18 protein-coding genes, 3 tRNA genes and 1 pseudogene are annotated in these 17,179 nt (G+C 71.8%); 3 read left to right on the top strand and 19 right to left on the bottom strand.

The genetic code is table 11. The features are described 5' to 3' along the window. Positions 1 to 20: 20 nt before the first annotated feature. A tRNA-Met gene (locus ACFV9J_RS01400) sits at positions 21 to 93 on the bottom strand. A gap of 46 nt (positions 94 to 139) precedes the next feature. Then, positions 140 to 212: transfer RNA gene (locus ACFV9J_RS01395), tRNA-Thr, on the bottom strand. Positions 213 to 437: 225 nt separating this feature from the next. Here ACFV9J_RS01395 and ACFV9J_RS01390 point away from each other — a divergent pair. Beyond that, positions 438 to 1,742, top strand: a complete 1,305-nt coding sequence (locus ACFV9J_RS01390; RefSeq protein WP_385348116.1) for a hydrolase — start codon at positions 438 to 440, stop codon at positions 1,740 to 1,742. Positions 1,743 to 1,851: 109 nt separating this feature from the next. Beyond that, positions 1,852 to 2,508, top strand: a complete 657-nt coding sequence (locus ACFV9J_RS01385) for an NAD(P)H-binding protein (RefSeq protein WP_385348113.1) — start codon at positions 1,852 to 1,854, stop codon at positions 2,506 to 2,508. A 6-nt stretch (positions 2,509 to 2,514) separates the two neighbouring features. Here the strand turns inward: ACFV9J_RS01385 and ACFV9J_RS01380 are convergent, their stop codons facing one another. From ACFV9J_RS01380 to ACFV9J_RS01370, 3 genes and pseudogenes are all read right to left on the bottom strand, one after another. Then, positions 2,515 to 2,733, bottom strand: a complete 219-nt coding sequence (locus ACFV9J_RS01380; RefSeq protein WP_087807771.1) for a hypothetical protein — start codon at positions 2,731 to 2,733, stop codon at positions 2,515 to 2,517. Between the two features lie 186 nt (positions 2,734 to 2,919). Next, positions 2,920 to 3,078, bottom strand: a pseudogene (locus ACFV9J_RS01375) (toll/interleukin-1 receptor domain-containing protein); the annotation flags it as partial. Positions 3,079 to 3,240: 162 nt separating this feature from the next. Then, positions 3,241 to 3,322: transfer RNA gene (locus ACFV9J_RS01370), tRNA-Tyr, on the bottom strand. Positions 3,323 to 3,557: 235 nt separating this feature from the next. Here ACFV9J_RS01370 and ACFV9J_RS01365 point away from each other — a divergent pair. Beyond that, positions 3,558 to 4,046 carry a YajQ family cyclic di-GMP-binding protein gene (locus tag ACFV9J_RS01365; protein ID WP_109034166.1) on the top strand — a complete coding sequence of 163 codons (489 nt, stop codon included), beginning with the start codon at positions 3,558 to 3,560 and terminating at the stop codon, positions 4,044 to 4,046. 107 nt (positions 4,047 to 4,153) lie between these two features. Here ACFV9J_RS01365 and ACFV9J_RS01360 read toward each other — a convergent pair whose 3' ends face one another. From ACFV9J_RS01360 to ACFV9J_RS01295, 14 genes are all read right to left on the bottom strand, one after another. Continuing rightward, positions 4,154 to 4,420, bottom strand: coding sequence for a GlsB/YeaQ/YmgE family stress response membrane protein (locus tag ACFV9J_RS01360; RefSeq protein WP_385348109.1), 267 nt, complete (start codon positions 4,418 to 4,420; stop codon positions 4,154 to 4,156). Positions 4,421 to 4,786: 366 nt separating this feature from the next. Continuing rightward, complete coding sequence (locus ACFV9J_RS01355) at positions 4,787 to 5,380, bottom strand: SMI1/KNR4 family protein (protein ID WP_385348107.1); 594 nt, start codon at positions 5,378 to 5,380, stop codon at positions 4,787 to 4,789. A gap of 97 nt (positions 5,381 to 5,477) precedes the next feature. Continuing rightward, complete coding sequence (locus ACFV9J_RS01350) at positions 5,478 to 5,894, bottom strand: YccF domain-containing protein (RefSeq protein WP_385348104.1); 417 nt, start codon at positions 5,892 to 5,894, stop codon at positions 5,478 to 5,480. Then, on the bottom strand, positions 5,891 to 6,754 hold the full coding sequence (gene htpX, locus ACFV9J_RS01345) for a zinc metalloprotease HtpX (RefSeq protein ID WP_361010086.1): 864 nt from the start codon (positions 6,752 to 6,754) through the stop codon (positions 5,891 to 5,893). The genes ACFV9J_RS01350 and htpX overlap by 4 nt, the downstream gene beginning before the upstream one ends. Positions 6,755 to 6,968: 214 nt before the next feature. Next, positions 6,969 to 8,516, bottom strand: coding sequence for an NADH-quinone oxidoreductase subunit N (locus ACFV9J_RS01340; protein ID WP_385348101.1), 1,548 nt, complete (start codon positions 8,514 to 8,516; stop codon positions 6,969 to 6,971). Beyond that, the gene (locus tag ACFV9J_RS01335; protein WP_385348098.1) at positions 8,513 to 10,117 is read right to left on the bottom strand and encodes an NADH-quinone oxidoreductase subunit M; all 1,605 of its coding nucleotides are present in this window, start codon (positions 10,115 to 10,117) and stop codon (positions 8,513 to 8,515) included. Before ACFV9J_RS01335 ends, ACFV9J_RS01340 begins: the two co-directional genes overlap by 4 nt. Before the next feature lie 6 nt (positions 10,118 to 10,123). Further along, positions 10,124 to 12,118, bottom strand: a complete 1,995-nt coding sequence (locus ACFV9J_RS01330) for an NADH-quinone oxidoreductase subunit L (RefSeq protein WP_385348095.1) — start codon at positions 12,116 to 12,118, stop codon at positions 10,124 to 10,126. Then, positions 12,115 to 12,501, bottom strand: a complete 387-nt coding sequence (gene nuoK / locus ACFV9J_RS01325; protein ID WP_385348093.1) for an NADH-quinone oxidoreductase subunit NuoK — start codon at positions 12,499 to 12,501, stop codon at positions 12,115 to 12,117. The genes ACFV9J_RS01330 and nuoK overlap by 4 nt, the downstream gene beginning before the upstream one ends. Next, entirely contained in the window at positions 12,501 to 13,139 is a 639-nt protein-coding gene (locus tag ACFV9J_RS01320) for an NADH-quinone oxidoreductase subunit J (protein WP_385348090.1), read from the bottom strand. Before ACFV9J_RS01320 ends, nuoK begins: the two co-directional genes overlap by 1 nt. Beyond that, a complete protein-coding gene (locus tag ACFV9J_RS01315) occupies positions 13,136 to 13,726 on the bottom strand; it encodes a NuoI/complex I 23 kDa subunit family protein (protein WP_385348087.1) in 591 nt (196 codons plus the stop codon). Before ACFV9J_RS01315 ends, ACFV9J_RS01320 begins: the two co-directional genes overlap by 4 nt. After that, positions 13,726 to 14,694 (bottom strand): NADH-quinone oxidoreductase subunit H, encoded by a 969-nt coding sequence (locus ACFV9J_RS01310; RefSeq protein WP_385348084.1) that lies wholly within the window; start codon positions 14,692 to 14,694, stop codon positions 13,726 to 13,728. The genes ACFV9J_RS01315 and ACFV9J_RS01310 overlap by 1 nt, the downstream gene beginning before the upstream one ends. Then, entirely contained in the window at positions 14,691 to 16,022 is a 1,332-nt protein-coding gene (locus ACFV9J_RS01305) for an NADH-quinone oxidoreductase subunit C (protein WP_385348081.1), read from the bottom strand. The genes ACFV9J_RS01310 and ACFV9J_RS01305 overlap by 4 nt, the downstream gene beginning before the upstream one ends. Next, a complete protein-coding gene (locus ACFV9J_RS01300) occupies positions 16,019 to 16,684 on the bottom strand; it encodes an NADH-quinone oxidoreductase subunit B (protein WP_385348078.1) in 666 nt (221 codons plus the stop codon). The genes ACFV9J_RS01305 and ACFV9J_RS01300 overlap by 4 nt, the downstream gene beginning before the upstream one ends. Further along, positions 16,675 to 17,115 carry an NADH-quinone oxidoreductase subunit A gene (locus ACFV9J_RS01295; RefSeq protein ID WP_059299971.1) on the bottom strand — a complete coding sequence of 147 codons (441 nt, stop codon included), beginning with the start codon at positions 17,113 to 17,115 and terminating at the stop codon, positions 16,675 to 16,677. Before ACFV9J_RS01295 ends, ACFV9J_RS01300 begins: the two co-directional genes overlap by 10 nt. Positions 17,116 to 17,179 lie beyond the last annotated feature (64 nt).

Raw genomic sequence — 17,179 nt, 5'->3', positions numbered from 1 at the left:
CCGCAATCGGCTACTGAGAGTAGCGGTGACCGGACTTGAACCGGTGACACAGCGATTATGAGCCGCTTGCTCTACCGACTGAGCTACACCGCTGTGATGCGATCGGGCCCCGCCTCGCGACGGGAACCTCTCGCACCAGAGCCCCAAAACGGAATCGAACCGTTGACCTTCTCCTTACCATGGAGACGCTCTGCCGACTGAGCTATTGGGGCGAGCGATGAAGACATTACACGGTCGCCCGCCGTTCGCCCAAATCCGTTTCGCCGCCCCTGCCCCGTCCCGTCCCGGCCGCACAGCGGGGCGGCCCGACCGCGCCGGACGGCACCGGTACGACTATTGCGCTCCTCCGCGCCACGGGCTGATCACCGTCCTAGGCTCGTCTCACTCTGCGTGATCTTGCGTCCCCCACTGCGCAGCCCCGAGCCCAGAGGAGCGCGATGCCCGACAGCCAGCCGCAGCCGCCCCACTCGCCCTCCCCCTCGGACCCCGCCGACCGCGGCTCGCTCCTGCTCTCCGGGGCGCGGCTCACCGACGGCCGGACCGTGGACGTACGGCTCCACGGCGGACGCATCGAGGCGGTCGGCACGGCCGGCAGCCTGTCCCCGGGCGGCGCGTCCGGCCCGGGCGGCCACCTGGACCTGGGCGGCTACCTGCTGCTGCCCGCCCCGGCCGATCCCCACGTCCACGCCGACACGGCGCTCACGGCCGATGTCCCCGGCCCCGTCTCCTACGACCCCGAGGACGTCCAGCGCCGGGCCACCGAGGCCGCCCTGCTCCAGTTGGCCCACGGCGCCACCGCGCTGCGGGCGCACGTGCGGGTGGGCGACGTCGCGGGCCTGGGTGCGCTGACCGCCGTACTGCGGACCCGGCGCTCCCTGCGCGGCCTCGCCGATCTGAGCGCGGTGGCGATGCCGAGGGTGCTGACCGGGGTGGCCGGTGGCGAGGGGCTGGCGATGCTGCGGGACGCGGTCAAGATGGGCGCGGACGTGGTGGGCGGGTGTCCGGACCTGGACCCCGATCCGGCGGGGTACGTGGAGACGGTGCTGACGGTCGCCGCCGAACACGGCTGCCCGGTCGACCTGCACACCGACGCCGCCGACCCGGCGCGGCTGGCCCGGCTGGCGGCCACGGTGGGCGGGTTGCGCCCTGGGGTCGCCATCGGCCCCTGTGACGGTCTGGGCCGGCTGCCCGCCGAGGCGGCCTCCCGGGCCGCGGACCAGCTCGCGGCGGCCGGTGTGACGGTGGTCTGCCTGCCGCAGGGCGCCTGCGGGACGGTGGACCACCCCGACGGCACGGCTCCGGTACGGCTGCTGCGGGCGGCCGGGGCGCGGGTCGCCGCCGGGAGCGGCGCGCTGCGGGACGTGTCCAACCCGGTCGGGCGCGGCGACCCCCTGGAGGCGGCGTACCTGCTGGCCTCGCGGCACGGGCTGCGCCCCGAGGAGGCGTACGACGCGGTGAGCGCGGCGGCACGGTCGGCCCTCGGCCTGCCGGAGGTGCGGGTGGAGGCGGGCTTCCCGGCCGAACTGGTCGCCGTACGGGGGGACCGGCTGGCGGGTGCGCTGTCGCTGGCGTACAGCCGGATCGTCGTGCACCGGGGACGCGTGGTGGCGCGGACCAGCGCGGTACGGGAGTACGGCGACTCGACCACCGCGTCCGACCTGGGACTGCCTCGGCAGGGGGGTGCGGGGCGGGGACGGCGCGAGGGGCGCGGCGGACCTGGTCGGGGAGGGGACATGAGCTGAGGCGGAGGCTCGCCGCCGTGGGGGGCGGGGCTCTGCGGGCTGACGGCCCGGCGCCGGGGTGGCCGAAGCCGTGCGGCGCGGGCGGTCGTCGGGGCGTACGGTCGAAGGCATGCGCATTGTCATCGCTGGTGGTCATGGTCAGATCGCGCTGCGGCTGGAGCGGTTGCTCGCCGCGCGCGGTGACGAGGTGGCGGGCATCGTCCGCAAGGCCGAGCAGGCCGACGATCTGCGTGCGGCGGGCGCCGAACCGGTCGTGCTCGACCTGGAGTCGGCCTCGGTCGAGGAGGTGGCGGAGCGGCTGCGGGGCGCGGACGCGGCGGTCTTCGCGGCGGGAGCGGGGCCCGGCAGCGGGGTGGCCCGCAAGGACACGGTGGACAAGGCGGCGGCGGTCCTCTTCGCGGACGCGGCGGTCCGGGCGGGCGTACGGCGCTTCCTGATCGTGTCGTCCATGGGCGCCGACCCGGCACACCAGGGGGACGAGATCTTCGACGTCTACCTGCGCGCCAAGGGCGAGGCGGACGCGCACGTCAGCTCGCTGGACGCCTTGGACTGGACGATCCTGCGCCCCGGCGCCCTGACGGACGACGCGGGCACGGGCATGGTGCGTCTGGAGGCGCGCACCGGCCGCGGCCCCGTTCCGCGCGACGACGTCGCCGCGGTCCTGGCCGAACTGGTCGACACCCCGGCCACGAACGGCCTGACCCTGGAGCTGATCAGCGGTTCGGCGCCCGTGTCGGTGGCGGTGAAGTCGGTGGCCGGGAACTGAGGGCGGCTAGAAGAGGGGCAGCTGTCCGGGGAAGTCGGGGACGACGTACCCGTCCAAGGACGGCTGCGCCGCACCGAGTTGCGCCGACCGGCGCGAGCCCGGACAGGACACCAGCTCACCGCTCCCCCGCGCACCGGGGGGATCATGGCGCGCGTACCGCCCCGCGACGACGGCGATCTCGCGACGGCACTCTGGGCAGGTTCTGCGACGGGAGGACGAGGCCATGCCACCAGTCTGCCCCGCCCGACCGACACCGTGAGCCGCCCCCGCGGGCTTCGTCGACGGCGCATCGTCAACGGCGTTTGCGGCCGAAGCGACGCTTACCGCCCTTGCTCGGCTTCCGGCCCGTCAACTGCTGCGCCTCATGCGTCCTGCCCATCGCGGTCAATACAGCGGCGAGATTCCGGGTGGCACGCTCAGTTTCTGGACGAAGTCGTCACCGGTGCGCCAGTGCCACCGGTCCAGCTCCACCTGGTGCCCGGCCTGCTGGAGCTGCCAGCCGACCCACTCCGCCCAGGCCTGGTCCGGGCCCGCGTAGCTGAGAAAGATACGTTGCGTGGTGTCGGTCACCGTTGACCCCCGAATCCCCTGACGCTCACAACGTGGAGCACGGGCCATGATCTCGCGTACACCGTGGGCCAGGGCAGAGAACGCCGAGATCTCGTGGGCCCCGGGAACGACGAAAGGGCCTGTGATCAGCATTGCTGCTGTTCACAGACCCTTTCGGTCGTGTGGCGGCGCCAGGATTCGAACCTGGGAAGGCTGAGCCGGCAGATTTACAGTCTGCTCCCTTTGGCCGCTCGGGCACACCGCCGGGGTTTGCTGCTCGTCGAACCGCTCTTCGGCGGCGCTCCGTGGCAACGACGTAAACAATACCTGATGTGGAGGGGTGCTTCGCCACCCGATTGAACGCCGCTCGGATCGCGGCGGGTGGCTAGGCTTGTCCGGATGCGGCCGAGGACCCCGCGGGGCCCGGCGGCCGCCGACGTATGCCGGTACGGACCCGATACGCGGCCCGACACGCACCCAGATACAAGGAGCCACAGGACATGGCCGACTCCAGTTTCGACATCGTCTCGAAGGTCGAGCGGCAGGAGGTCGACAACGCCCTCAACCAGGCCGCCAAGGAGATCTCGCAGCGCTACGACTTCAAGGGCGTGGGCGCCTCGATCTCGTGGTCCGGGGAGAAGATCCTCATGGAGGCCAACTCCGAGGACCGGGTGAGCGCGGTCCTCGACGTCTTCCAGTCCAAGCTGATCAAGCGCGGCATCTCGCTCAAGGCTCTGGACGCGGGCGAGCCCCAGCTCTCCGGCAAGGAGTACAAGATCTTCGCGTCGATCGAGGAGGGTATTTCCCAGGAGAACGCGAAGAAGGTGGCCAAGCTCATCCGCGACGAGGGCCCCAAGGGCGTGAAGGCCCAGGTGCAGGGGGAGGAACTGCGGGTCTCGTCGAAGAGCCGGGACGACCTGCAGACCGTGATCTCTCTGCTGAAGGGCCAGGACTTCGACTTCGCGCTGCAGTTCGTCAACTACCGGTGAGCCGCTGAGCGGGCGACGCGGTGGCTCGGTGGCGCGTAGGCCTTCGTTGACGAGAAAGGGTGGGCACCCGGCGGTGCCCACCCTTTTCTCGTCCGGTCCGCGCGCGTTCAGTCGCGCGAGTTGCCGAACAGGAGCCGGTAGGCGACCAGGAGCACCAGCGAACCGCCGATCGCCGCCGCCCAGGTGGCGCCGTCGTAGAAGCCCTTGCTGATCGGGTGGTCCAGCCAGCGGGCCGATATCCAGCCGCCGAGGAAGGCGCCCGCGATGCCGATGAGGGTGGTGCCGATGAGCCCTCCGGGGTCGCGGCCCGGCAGCAGGACCTTGGCGATGGCTCCGGCCAGCAGTCCGAGGATGATCCAGCTGATGACGGTCATGCCGTGACCCTGCCCTTTCTTCCGGTGCCCACACTGTGCCAGTGCTGCGGGCCGGTTGCTCCGCGGTGTTCATGTCCTCCTGGTGGAGAGGACGTTCCGACCGCGCCGGGCGGTTGCGCTGATCAGCAGGGTGCGACCCATGACACCTGCCTGCGTGGTGCTCGCGTTCTCGCTTCCGGCGGTTTCGGTCGTCGTGGGAGGGGGTGTGGTGGCGGTGGGTGTGGTGGCGTACGGGTGCGGGGCAGCAAACCCCGCGGTGAAGGGCGGCTGGGGCCGCAATGGCCGCGCGTCGGGCATCCGTCCGCGATGGCCGCGCGTCGGCACCTCGGGGTGCGTCCTGACGGGCGGGGCTCGGCCCGCCTCCGCTCAGGACGCCTGTGCGGGCGACGTGCCGGTCGGGGCGGGGCGTCTTCCGGTGCGCAGGGGGAGGGCGGTCCACGGGGTCGGTTCCGGGCCGTCGTGGGCCTCCTCGTACCAGCCCGTGCCCTCGATCCAGGTGCGCAACCAGTCGGCGAGGCTCGGTGCGTCGACGTACCAGGCATGGTCGGCGTCCCCCGCGTTGGGCTCGAAGAGGAGAACGGCGGCCTGCGGGGAGCGGCAGTCGAGGCACGCGTACATCGCGCAACCCCAGTGGGATATGGGCAGGATGCCCTCGGGCCAGGGCCAGTCGGGGTCCTTCGCGCCGCTGTCCCGGTTGGCCAGGTACTGGGCAACGGCGGCGGGCTCGCCCGAGGGGGCGTTGTCGAGCAGCGGCAACAGGCCGTACTCCGGGCCGAATCCGCCGTCTCCTATGCGCAGGTACAGCTCGGCGAGCAGTGCGGGGAGAGGAAACCCCAGGGCGGCCTCGGCGCGGGCCGGCGCCTCTCCGTCCAAGGGCTCGGGCAGGGAACCCCAGCCCCACGGTCGGGTGCTCCGTGCCTTGGCGGCCACCCTTTCCAGCAACTGCTCGCTCTCGGTCATGGATTCATGATGCAGGCCGCCACTGACATCCGGACCACCCTGTGGACAACCCGGAAGTTGTGGACAACGAGGGCCGCGGGGGCCCGCGAAGGCCCCTTTACCAACCGGTCCGCTGCGTCCCGGCCGCCGCGGTGAACGGCTGGTCCGTGCGCACGATCTCGCGGCCCAGCGGGAGCAGGGAGACGGGGATCAGCTTGAAGTTGGCGATGCCGAGCGGGATGCCGATGATCGTGACGCACAGCGCGATGCCGGTGACGATGTGACCGAGCGCCAGCCACCAGCCGGCGAGGACGAGCCACAGCACGTTCCCGATGCACGAGGGTGCTCCGGCACCGCGCCGCTCGACCGTCGTGTACCCGAAGGGCCACAACGCGTAGACGCCGATGCGGAAGGCCGCTATGCCGAAAGGGATGCCGATGATCGTGATGCAGAGGAGCGCGCCCGCGAGCAGGTAGCCGAGGAACAGCCAGAAGCCGCTGAGCACGAGCCAAATGACGTTGAGGATGGTCTTCACTGCTGACGACCTGCCATCTTTTCGAGTCGGGCGATTCGCTCCGCCATGGGCGGATGGGTCGAGAACATCTTCGAGAGCCCCTGTCCCGGTCGGAAGGGATTGGCGATCATCATGTGGCTGGCGGTCTCGAGCCGGGGCTCCGGTGGCAGCGGAAGCTGCTTGGTGCCGAGTTCCAGTTTCCGCAGGGCGCCGGCCAGGGCGAGCGGATCACCGGTCAGCTGGGCGCCGGAGGCGTCGGCCTCGTACTCCCGGGAGCGGCTGATCGCCAGTTGGATGACGGTGGCGGCGAGTGGTCCGAGCAGCATGATGAGGAGCATGCCCAGCAGGCCGGGTCCGTCATCGTCGTTGGACCGTCCTACCGGGATCAGCCACGCGAAGTTGACCAGGAACATGATCACCGACGCGAGGGCTCCGGCGACGGAGGAGATCAGGATGTCGCGGTTGTAGACGTGGCTCAGTTCGTGCCCGATGACGCCGCGCAGTTCGCGCTCGTCCAGCAGGCGCATGATGCCCTCGGTGCAGCACACGGCCGCGTTGCGCGGGTTGCGGCCGGTCGCGAAGGCGTTCGGGGCGTCCGTCGGCGAGATGTACAGGCGGGGCATCGGCTGTCGGGCCTGGGTGGAGAGCTCGCGGACCATGCGGTACAGCGCCGGGGCCTCGAACTCGCTGACCGGGCGCGCACGCATCGCGCGCAGGGCGAGTCTGTCGCTGTTCCAGTACGCGTACGCGTTGGTGCCCAGGGCGACGAGGACGGCGACGACGAGCCCCGCTCGGCCGAAGAAGCTGCCGATGACGATGATGAGCGCGGACAGTCCCCCGAGGAGTACTGCGGTCCTGAGCCCGTTGTGCCGGCGGTGCACGGTACGCCCTCCAAGTCGTGCAGCAGGGGAACCCTTTGCTTGCTGGTCTCGCTCGCTGTGGTTGCTTCCTGGTCTTCGATGCCACCGGTGCCGTGGTGACACGTCCAGTGGACCCTTCCGTACTGGTCAACGCCAGGCGAGGGCCACCAGTTCCCTGACGCCCGGCGCGGGGCGTGTGGTCCGTACGGGTGACGGGCGCGGCGGGCGGCTGTGTTCAGAAGAGCCCGGTGTCGGCGAAGCGCAGGATCAGCTGGGGTGCTCCGGAGAGGGCGACGGCGAGGACCGCCGTCACCGTGATCGCGGCCGTGAGGGGGGCGGGGGCGCGGTGACCGGCGGTCGCGTCCTCGGGGGCCCGGAACAGGAGCGCCGTCCATTGGAGGTAGTAGAAGAGCGCGATCACGACGTTGACGGCCATGACGACGGCCAGCCAGCCGAGTCCCGCGTCGACGGCCGCGGAGAAGACCGTGACCTTGGCGAAGAGGCCGATGATGCCGGGCGGCAGCCCGGCGAGGCAGAGCAGGAAGAAGGCCAGGAGCAGGGCCGTGAGGGGGTTGGACGCGTACAGGCCGCGGTAGTCCGCCACGCGGTTCAGCGCCTTCGTGCGGCCGACGAGCGCGGCCACCGCGAAGGCGCCCAGGTTCACCGCGGCGTACATGAGGGCGTAGGCGACGGTGGAGCCGACGGAGTGTTCGGGGTCGTCGGAGTACGCGGCGGCGGCGATCGGCACCAGGAGGTAGCCGGCCTGGCCGACGGACGACCAGGCGAGCAGACGTACCGCGCTGTACGCGCGCGTGGCCTGCTGCCGGAGGGCGCCGACGTTGCCGACCGTCATGGTGAGTGCGGCGAGTGCCGCGAGGGCCGGGCCCCAGACGTCGGCGTAGGACGGCAGGGCGACGACCGTGACCAGGATGAGGCCGGAGAAGCCGACCGCCTTGCCGATCACGGACAGGTAGGCGGCGATCGGCAGGGGGGCGCCCACGTAGGTGTCGGGCACCCAGAAGTGGAAGGGGACGGCGGCCGTCTTGAAGGCGAAGCCGACGAGGGTGAGGACCACGCCGGTCTGGGCGAGGGTGGTGAACTGCCCGTCGACGTGCTGGATGCGGTCCGCCACCTGGGTGAGGTAGAGGGTGCCGGTGGTGGCGTAGACGAAGCTGATGCCCATGAGGCTGACCGCGGTCGCGGTGACCGAGGACAGGAAGAACTTCAGGGCCGCTTCGGAGGACCTGCGGTCGCCCTGCCGCAGGCCGACGAGGGCGAAGGCGGGCAGGGAGGCGACCTCCAGGGCGACGATCAGCGTGGCGAGGTCGCGGGAGGCGGGCAGGAGGGCGGCGCCGGCCGCGGAGGAGAGCAGCAGGAACCAGAACTCGCCCTCGGGCAGCCTCCGATCGGCGTCCTTGAGCGCGGTGACGGACAGCATGGCGGTCAGCAGGGCGCCGCCGAGGACGAGGAACTGGATGGCGAGGGTGAAGGTGTCCGCGGTGTAGCTGCACACGCCGGGCTCGCCGGCCTGGCAGAACGTCGAGCGGTCGTCGTTCACCAGGGGCAGCAGCATGAGGGCGGAGGCGGCGAGTCCGGCGACCGAGATCCAGCCGAGCAGCGGCTTGCGGGCGTCCTTGACGAACAGGTCGGTGACGAGGACGACGAGTCCCACGACCGCCGTGATGGTGGGCGGCGCGATGGCGAGCCAGTCGACCGACTGCACGAGGTTCTGGGCCAGCGGCTGTGCCAGGGGCTCCGCGAGGGGCTGGGCCGGGAAGCTCATCGGGTGCCTCCTGAGAGGAGCTGCTGCACGGCCGGGTCGGTCAGCCCGAGGAGGGTCCTGGGCCACAGGCCGGCGACGACGGTGAGGGCGACGAGAGGCGTCCAGGCGGCGAACTCGTAGGCGCGCACGTCGGCGAACTTCGGCTGCGGGGCCTCCTGCGGTACGGCGCCCATGCAGACGCGGCGGACCACGATCAGCATGTACGCGGCGGTCAGCAGGGTGCCGAAGGCGGCGATGGCCATGAAGGTGAGGAAGGCGGGGCGGCTGAGGTCGTCGTGCGGGTCGAAGGCACCGAACAGGGCCAGCATCTCCCCCCAGAACCCGGCCAGGCCGGGCAGGCCGAGAGAGGCGACCGCGGCGAAGGCGAGCAGTCCGCCGAGGCGCGGTGCCTTGCCGTACAGGGCGTGGCCTGACTCCTCCGCGAGGGTGTCGAGGTCGGTCGTTCCGGTCCGGTCCCTGAGCGCGCCGACCACGAAGAAGAGCAGGCCGGTGATCAGGCCGTGGGCGATGTTGGCGAAGAGCGCGCCGTTGACGCCGGTCGGGGTCATGGTCGCGACTCCGAGCAGGACGAAGCCCATGTGGCCGACGGAGGAGTAGGCGATGAGGCGCTTGAGATCACCCTTCGCGCCCCTTCTGGCGAGGGCCAGGCAGGCCAGGGAGCCGTAGATGATGCCGACGACGGCGAAGGCGGCGAGATACGGCGCGAAGATGCGGAAGCCCTCCGGCGCGACCGGGAGCAGGATGCGGATGAAACCGTACGTGCCCATCTTCAGCAGGACGCCGGCCAGCAGGACCGAGCCGACGGTCGGCGCGGCGGTGTGGGCGTCGGGCAGCCAACTGTGCAGCGGCCACATCGGAGTCTTCACCGCGAGCCCGAGCCCGACCGCCAGAACGGCGATGACCTGCACGGATGTGGTCAGCGACCGGCCGTTGTCAGTGGCGAGTGCCACCATGTCGAATGTGCCCGCGGTGATTCCGATCAGGAGCAGGCCGAGCAGCATGACGACGGAGCCGAGGAGCGTGAAGAGGATGAATTTCCAGGCGGCCCCAGCCCGTCCCTCACCGCCCCAGCGGGCGATGAGGAAGTACATCGGGATGAGGACCATCTCGAAGGCGAGGAAGAACAGGATCAGGTCGAGGACGGCGAAGGCCGCGAGGGTGCCTGACTCCAGAACGAGCAGCAGTGCGACGAACGCCTTCGGGCTCGGGCCCGGGGCCCGCGGCGTCAGCCGCTCGCCACGCTGCTTGAAGTACGAGTAGAGCGCGCAGAGGAAGGTCAGCAGCGCGGTCAGGACGAGCAGGGGGAGGGAGATGCCGTCGATGCCGAGGTGGATGCGTACGTCGAGTGCGGGGATCCAGCTGATGTCCGTGCTGGCCTGCATCTTCGACGGATGGTCGTGGTCGAAGCCGAGCACGAGGACGACCGCCGCGAGGAGGACGGCGCCGGTGACGGTGACGCCGTGCCGGAGCACGGCCTGCTCGGGTGACTTCCCCTTCAGCCCGGGCGGGGCCGGCAGAAGGGCGGCGACGGCGCCGAGGAGCGGGCCGACGACGAGGAACGCGAGAAGGACCTGCATCACGGACTCGTTGATATCGATCACGTCTGCTCACGCTCCCGCGGCGACGAGGACGGCGGCGACCGCGAGGACGACGGTGCCGGCGAGCAGCGCGCTCACATAGGTCTGCACATTGCCGGTCTGGGCACGTCGTACGGCGGCCCCGAGCAGGCGGGGCAGGACGCCCGCCGCGCGTACGTAGGTGTCGACGACCTCGCGGTCGAGGAACCGGACGAGGCTTGCGCCTGCCTGGACCGGGCGGACGAAGAGGGTCGTGTACACCGCGTCCAGGTGGAAGCCCGCGGCCGCGTGCCGGTGCACCGGGCCCAGCAGGAGCCGTCCCGGATCGGACGGGTCGGGCGCGGAGGCCAGGTCTCCGTACGCGGCCCGGTGGGCGGCGATCGCCTCGGCCTCCACCAAGCCGGCGTCGCCCTCGGGGTGGGCCGCGACGGCGCCCAGCGGCGTGCGGTCGGCGAGCGCCGTGGTGTGCCGCCAGGCGGCGTAGGTGACGATGCCGCCGACCAGGGCCACGCCCGTGCCGAGCACGGAAGTGGTGAGGGTCGGAGTGAGGTCCTGACCGTCGAACCAGTCGGACAGCAGGCGGAAGGCGAGTCCGCCCAGTGCGAGTGAGGGGAGGGCGAGCACCCAGAGCACGGCGTTCATGACCACCGGCTGCCTGCCGTGGTCGGGTGCCTCGGCGCCGCGGCCTCGGAAGGCCAGCAGCCACAGGCGGGTCGCGTAGGCGGCGGTGAGCAGGGCCGTGATCAGGCCGGCGACGAGCACGGTCCAGCCTGCGGCGCCGGGCGCGTGCCCGGTGTGGCCGGTAGCGACGTGCTCCGCGGCGCCGAGGACGGACTCCTTGGAGAAGAAGCCGCTGAAGGGCGGGATCGCGGCGAGCGCGAGCAGGGCCACGGTCATCGTCCAGTAGGCGTCCGGGGCGCGGTGGCGCAGGCCCCGCATCCGGGACATGGCGGCCAGCGAGTTGGTGCCGGCGGCGTGGATGATCACGCCGGCGGCGAGGAACAGGAGCGCCTTGAAGGCGCCGTGGGAGAGGAGGTGGAAGACGGCGGCACCCCGGTCGCCCGTGGCGAGGGCGCCGGTCATGTAGCCGAGCTGTCCGATCGTCGAGTAGGCCAGAACGCGTTTGATGTCGTCCTGGGCGAGGGCGGCGAGCGCGGAGCCGATCATCGTGACGGCGGACATGACGGCGAGGACGACCATCGCGGCCCGCGAGGCCTCGAACAGCGGAAGGAGCCGGGCGACGAAGTACACACCGGCGGCGACCATCGTCGCGGCGTGGACCAGCGCGGAGACGGGCGTCGGGCCCGCCATCGCGTCGGGAAGCCAGGTGTGCAGCGGGAACTGCGCCGACTTGCCCGCGACACCGGCCAGGAGCAGCAGCGCGATCAGCGTCGGGTGGTCGAGCGAGCCGCTCGCGACCGCTCCGAGGATCTTGGTGATGCGGAAGGAGCCCGCCTCGGTGGCCAGCGCCAGCAGACCGATCAGGAAGGGGACGTCGCCGAGCTTGGTGACCAGGAAGGCCTTGAGGGAGGCGGCGCGCGCCTCCGGGGTCTCCCAGTAGTGGCCGACCAGGAAGTACGAGCAGATGCCCATGACTTCCCAGCCGACCAGCAGCACCATCAGGTCGCCGGAGTAGACGACGAGGAACATGGCGGAGGTGAACAGGGAGACGAGAGCGGCGTACGAGGCGTAGCGCGGGTCGTCGCGCAGGTATCCCGTGGAGTAGATCTGCACGCAGGCGGCGACGGTGCCGACCAGGACGGCGACGAGGGCGGCGAAGCCGTCGATGTGCAGGGCGAGTTCGACGGGGACCGAACCGGTGGGCGTCAGCTCGGTGACTGCGTCGAGGGCCCGGCCACCGCCCTGACGCGCCGCGACGAGGGCGGCGAGGACGAGGGACGCCAACGTCGGCAGGACGGCGAGGGGGCGGACGAAACCGGGGGCGGACCGGCCCAGGAGGAGACCGGCGGCGGCCCCGAGGAAGGGAAGGAGGGGGACGAGGACGGCGAGGGTGGTCGTGGTCACGCGGTGGCCTCAGCCTTCTCGGCGGCCGTCCCGGTCGCGGGGGTGTCGGGGCCGTCCGGCTCGTGGCCCTCGGCGGTGTCGCGGAGCCTGTCGATGTCCGAGGTGCCGCGGTTGCGGTGGACGGCGAGGACGATCGCCAGGCCGATACCGATCTCGGCGGCCGCGATGGCGATCGTGAACAGGGTCAGGGCCTGGCCTGAGTGCAGGGTCTCCTCCGCGGCCCTGCTGAGCCAGACGTCGAAGGCGACCAGGTTGAGGTTGACGGCGTTGAGCATCAGCTCGACCGACATCAGGACCAGGATCGCGTTGCGGCGGGCGAGGACGCCGTAGAGACCCGTGCAGAAGAGGAGGGCGGAGAGGACGGCGGGATAGGCGAGGTGCATCAGCGGGCACCGCCCGTCCGGGAGGTTCCGGGCCGGGAGGTTCCTGGTTCGGGAGTTCCGGGCTCAGGGGTTCCGGGCCGGGGCGCTTCGTCGGCGCGGGCCGCCTTGGCCTTGCGGGACAGGACGATGGCGCCGACCAGGGCGGCGAGGAGGAGGACGGAGAGTGCTTCGAAGGGGAGGACCCAGTTCTGGAACAGGCTCGCTCCGGTGACGGCGGTGGAGCCCGCGGCCGGGCCGTCCAGGTCGATCCAGGTGGTGCGGAAGGCGTCGACGACGACCCACACCAGGGCAGCCGCGGAGGCCACGGCCACGGTGAGGGCGGCCCAGCGGTTGCCGGAGTCGGCGTCCGGCGACCGGCCGATGGGCGCCCGGGTGAGCATCAGGCCGAAGAGGATGAGGACCACGACGGCACCGACGTAGATGAGGACCTGGACCCAGGCGATGAACTCTGCGGTGAGCAGCAGGTATTCGACCGCGAGGCCACCGAGGGCCACCACCAGCCACAGGGCCGCGTGGACGAGCTGGCGGGTGGTCACGGTGACGACGGCGGCCGCGAGGGTGACCAGGCCGACGAGGAGGAAGGCGATCTCCACGCCGGTCGGGGACAGGAAGCCGTGGGATGCGGCGGCGAGGGTCATGTCCGGTCCTCCTGCCCGGGCTCGCCCGGTTGCCCGGGGTGGTCGGGTCCTGGCTGGTCCCGCTGCTGCGCGGCCAGCTTGTCGGCGGCCTTGCGGGCGGCGGCGAGTTCCTTGGGCTCCTCCGCGCCGGGGTCCAGGGCGGGCGGGGCCGGCACGGTCCACATCCACTCGCGGAGCTTGTCGCGCTCGTGGGTGAGGTCGCGGATGTCGGTCTCGGCGTACTCGAACTCCGGGGACCAGAACAGGGCGTCGAAAGGACAGACCTCGATGCAGATGCCGCAGTACATGCACAGGGCGAAGTCGATGGCGAAGCGGTCGAGGACGTTGCGGCTGCGGTCGCGTCCGCCGGGGGTGGCCGCGGGGACCGTCTCCTTGTGGGAGTCGATGTAGATGCACCAGTCGGGGCACTCGCGGGCGCACAGCATGCAGACCGTGCAGTTCTCCTCGAACAGGCCGATCACGCCGCGGGTACGGGGCGGCAGCTCGGGCTGGGCGTCCGGGTACTGCTCGGTGACGGTCTTCCGCGTCATCGTGCGCAGCGTGACGGCCAGGCCCTTGGCCAGGCCGCTGCCGGGGACGGGGGCCATTACGCGATCACCACCTTGACGATGCCGGTGAGGGCGATCTGGGCGAGGGAGAGGGGGACGAGGAGCGTCCAGGACAGTTTCTGGAGCTGGTCCTCGCGCAGGCGCGGGTAGGTCACGCGGAGCCAGATCACGATGAAGGCGAGGACGGCCGCCTTGAGCAGGGTCCACACCCAGCCGAGCCCGTCGGCGCCCCAGGGGCCGTGCCAGCCGCCCAGGAAGAGGACGGTGGTCAGACCGCACAGGACTACGATTCCGGCGTACTCGGCGAGGAGGAACAGGGCGAAGCGCAGGCCGGTGTACTCGGTGTAGGCACCGAAGATGATCTCCGAGTCGGCGACCGGCATGTCGAACGGGGGCCGCTGCAGTTCGGCGAGCCCGGCGACGAAGAAGACGATCGCGCCGACGATCTGCCAGGGCAGCCACCACCACTCGAAGGCGTCGAGGATGCCGACGAGGGAGACCGTGCCGGCCGCCATGGCGACGGAGGCCGCGGTCAGCAGCATCGGGAGTTCGTAGGCGAGGAGCTGGGCGGCGGTGCGCAGGCCGCCGAGGAGGGAGAACTTGTTGGCCGAGGACCAGCCCGCCATGAGCGAGCCGAGGACGCCCACGCCCATGACGGCCAGGACGAAGAAGACGCCCGCGTCGACGACCTGACCGACCGCGCCCTCCCCGGGCCCGACCGGGATGGCCAGGAGAACCAGGAGGTACGGCAGCAGGGCCACCGCCGGGGCGAGCTGGAAGATGCGGCGGTCCGCGTCGGCGGGGACCACGTCCTCCTTCTGCGCGAACTTCACGCCGTCCGCGACGAGCTGGGCCCAGCCGTGGAAACCACCCGCGTACATCGGGCCCAGGCGGCCCTGCATGTGGGCCATCACCTTGTGCTCGGTCTGGCCGACTATCAGAGGGAACGCGAGGAAGACGACGAAGACGACCAGAAGGCGCAGGGTGACGTCGAGCGCGTCGTTCACTGCCGGCCTCCTGGAGGGTTGGGTGGGTTCGGGTTCGGGTTCGGGTTCGGGGGGTTACCGGGGGCGTCGGTGTCGCCCCGGCTGTCGGACTCCGCCTCCGGTGACTCGGTGGACGCCTCCGGCTCCTCTGCCGCGTCGGCCTCGTCGAACGCCGGGCGGGCGTGGTGCCACGGGGCGTCCGGGCTGCGCGGTGTCGAGGGCGCCGGTGTCGGGGCCGGTTCCTCCGCGGGCGAGGAGGTGGTGCCGTCGCCGCCCCGGGGGGCGCTGCCGGAACCCGTGTCGTCCGGCTCCCCGGCGGCGGAGGCCTCCCGCTGGCTCGCCGAGCCCTGCGACGCACTCCGGCTGCGACGGGGGCCGACGGTGTCGGGTGTCCGTCCGGTCGCCGGGGCACCGGTGTCGGTGACGTCGCCCTGCCCGGCAGCCGTGTCAGCGGTGGGCCCGTCCGTCGGACCGGCCGCCCGCTGGGAGGCGGAGCCCTGGCTCGCACTGCGCGACCGCCGCGGCGCCGGTCCGGCCGTCGGCGCAGGCGTCGGTGCCGTCGTCGGTTCGTCGGCCGGGGAGGTCTGGCCGGTCGAGCCTTCGGCCGCCGTGCGGGAGCGGCGCGGCGCGGCCGGGGCCTCGGTGCCGGGAGCCGTCTGGCCGACGGAGCCCTCGGCGGCCGTACGGGTCCGGCGGGCCGGGCGTTCGCCTGCCCCGCGGACCGGGCGCTCCCCCGCCGCCCGCCCCGCACCGCGTGCCGGGCGGGCCGGAGCGGGCGGCAGCTGGCCCTTCAGCGGGCCCCACTCGTTGGGGTCGGGGACGCCCGGCGGCAGCATCTGGCGGCGACGGGGGCCGCCGTGATCGGACTCGCCGGGCTCCTTGGCCCCGGGCCAGGCCTTGGCGACGCGTGCGGCGAGGACGAAGTCCTTCCGCAGCGGGTGGCCCTCGAAGCCCTCCGGAAGGAGCAGGTGGTCCAGCGCGGGGTGGTCCTCGAAGGCGACACCGAACATCTCGTGGGTCTCGCGCTCGTGCCAGGCCGCGCCCGCGTACACCCCGACGGCGCTGGGCAGGGCCGGGGCATCGTGCGGGACGGTCGTGCGCAGCAGCAGCCTGCGTACCGGTCCCAGCGCCGCGACATGTGCCGCGACACGAAACCCGGTGCCCGGTTCGTCGACCGCGCTCAGCCAGTCGAAGTACGTGCAGCCGAGCCGGTCACGCGCCGTCTCCAGGGCGGTGATCCAGGAGGCGGGCGGCACGTCGACGGTCAGGAGGTCGTACGCCTCCTCCGCCGTGGCGTCCGTGCCGAAGAGCTCCTCGACGCCGGCGGGCAGCCAGCCGACCGCCGTCATCGGCCTCGCCCCGCACCCGGGTCCGGGTCCGGGTCCGGCTCCAGGTCCGGGTCCGGGTCCGGGTCCGGGTCCGGGTCCGGGTCCGGCGGTCGTACCAGGCCGCTCTGCAGCGCGGCCGTCGACGGCCGGGGTGGGACGCCGTACCGCTCCCCCAGGGACTCCCGCGCGATCTTCTCCTGGAGCTTGAGGATCCCCTGGAGCAGCGCCTCGGGGCGCGGCGGGCAGCCGGGAACGTAGACGTCGACGGGGATGATCTGGTCGACGCCCTTCGTCACGGAGTAGGAGTCCCAGTAGGGGCCGCCGCAGTTGGAGCAGGCGCCGAAGGAGATGACGTACTTCGGCTCGGGCATCTGCTCGTACAGGCGCTTGACGGCCGGTGCCATCTTGTCGGTCACCGTGCCCGAGACGACCATCAGGTCGGCCTGGCGGGGGCCGGGCGCGAACGGGATGACACCGAGCCGGATGAAGTCGTGGCGGGCCATCGACGCGGCGATGAACTCGATCGCGCAGCAGGCGAGGCCGAAGTTGAACACCCAGAGCGAGTAGCGGCGGCCCCAGTTCAGGACGACCTTCATCGGCTCCGGGGCGAGGCGGGCGAGCGTGCCCAGCCTCTTGGGCTCGGGGAGCGGCACGGGTGCGGGTTCGGCGGGGTTCACGTCCACGACAGGACGCCCTTCTTGTATGCGTACAACAGACCCACGGCGAGGAAGCCGAGGAAGATGAACATCTCCACGAGGGTCGTGGCCCCGTAACCAGGGTCGGCGAAGACCGTCGCCCAGGGGAAGAGGAAGATCGAGTCGACGGCAAAGATGACGTAGAGGAACGCGTAGACGTAGTAGCGGACCTGGGTGTGCGCCCAGCCCTCTCCTACGGGGTCGACGCCGCACTCGTACGTGAGCAGCTTCTCGGGCGTCGGGACCACCGGTCGCAGCAGCCGCCCGGCGCCGAAGGCCACGGCGACGAAGAGCACCCCCACGACGGCGAGCAGGCCGACGACCGAGTAGGACTGGAAGTAGTCCGCGGCGAGCCCGACGGTCGCATCGGCGGTGGTCACGGCGCCGGCGGTCGCGTCGCCGACGGTCGGTTCCGGCACGTGCGCCCCTCGCTCCCTGTCGTGAACCTCGTGAACGCTGCTGTTCGACGATCCGTACGCACGG

The organism is Streptomyces sp. NPDC059906 (assembly GCF_042730645.1).
Classification (GTDB): Bacteria; Actinomycetota; Actinomycetes; order Streptomycetales; family Streptomycetaceae; genus Streptomyces; species Streptomyces rubrogriseus.
The sequence above is the reverse complement of the archived record's forward strand: the minus strand, read 5'-3'. Positions and strand labels throughout refer to the sequence as shown.